At 46.1% G+C, this 951-nt stretch carries 1 protein-coding gene; it reads right to left on the bottom strand.

Annotated features, from left to right (window positions below; translation table 11 throughout):
• Window positions 1-35: 35 nt before the first annotated feature.
• The gene (locus AB4232_RS22630) at window positions 36-941 is read right to left on the bottom strand and encodes a LysR substrate-binding domain-containing protein (RefSeq protein ID WP_009845304.1); all 906 of its coding nucleotides are present in this window, start codon (window positions 939-941) and stop codon (window positions 36-38) included.
• Window positions 942-951: the final 10 nt, after the last annotated feature.

Here is a 951-nt window from a genome sequence, read left to right as displayed (position 1 = left end):
AAGGTCAACAGCCCCTAGCCTTTATCAAATTACCGTTATAGAACTGACGGTTTGCCTTTCATCATGCGCTTGCCTTCTCGCTTAATACATTCAGCAAGTGGGTTTTCTGCCATATCCGCACGCCAAATAAACGAAAGCGTACGTTCCATTTCAAGCTCAGGAACATTCAAAGTAACGAGCTGGCCAGATTCAACAAACTGCTCGACATCGAGATAAGGTAAACACGTTAAATATGGGCCGTTTGCTACCAAACTTCTTAAAACAGGAACGTGTTCATATTCACGCCAAACATCAAGATCACCAATTAAATGATGAATAGAGCTATCAAAAACTTTGCGAGTACCTGAACCATGTTCACGCAATACCCACTTCGCTTGTTCTAGTTGCGCCAAACTGACACGTTCACGCTTTGCAAATGGGTGATGAGCCGATGCAACCACCGTTAAATGGTCGGTACACCACACTTCTTGATGAACTCGGTTATCGTCGCAGCGACCTTCGATAACGCCAAGGTCATATTGGTAATCTAATACGCCATCTATAACCGCATCGGTACTTTGTACACCAAGAGAGATTCGCATCTCTGGAAAGTCGTTATCAATTATACTGATGAGGTCTGGAACCAGGTGTTCTGCCGGGGTTTGGCTCGCACCGAGTTTGAGCTCTCCACTCAATAAATGCTGCTCGTAAAACCCCATTTCAATTTGCTGTGCATCTTGCAGTAAACGCTTCGCTTTTGGCCTCAGCCACATGCCCCAATGAGTGAGCGCCATTTGCTTGCCCTGCCTTTCAAACAAAGGCCTGCCGAGCATTTTTTCCAACTGTGCGAGAGACATACTTGTCGCCGACTGAGTCAATGCAAGCCTATCAGCAGCCTGACTTACGCTTCCCGAATCTGCTACCGCGTCAAAGACGGCGAGTTGCTTTAATGAATAACGCAAAATCTATCCT

The sequence above is a fragment of the Vibrio sp. 10N.286.46.A8 genome (assembly GCF_041470165.1).
GTDB classification, from domain to species: domain Bacteria; phylum Pseudomonadota; class Gammaproteobacteria; order Enterobacterales; family Vibrionaceae; genus Vibrio; species Vibrio tasmaniensis_A.
The sequence above is the reverse complement of the archived record's forward strand: the minus strand, read 5'-3'. Positions and strand labels throughout refer to the sequence as shown.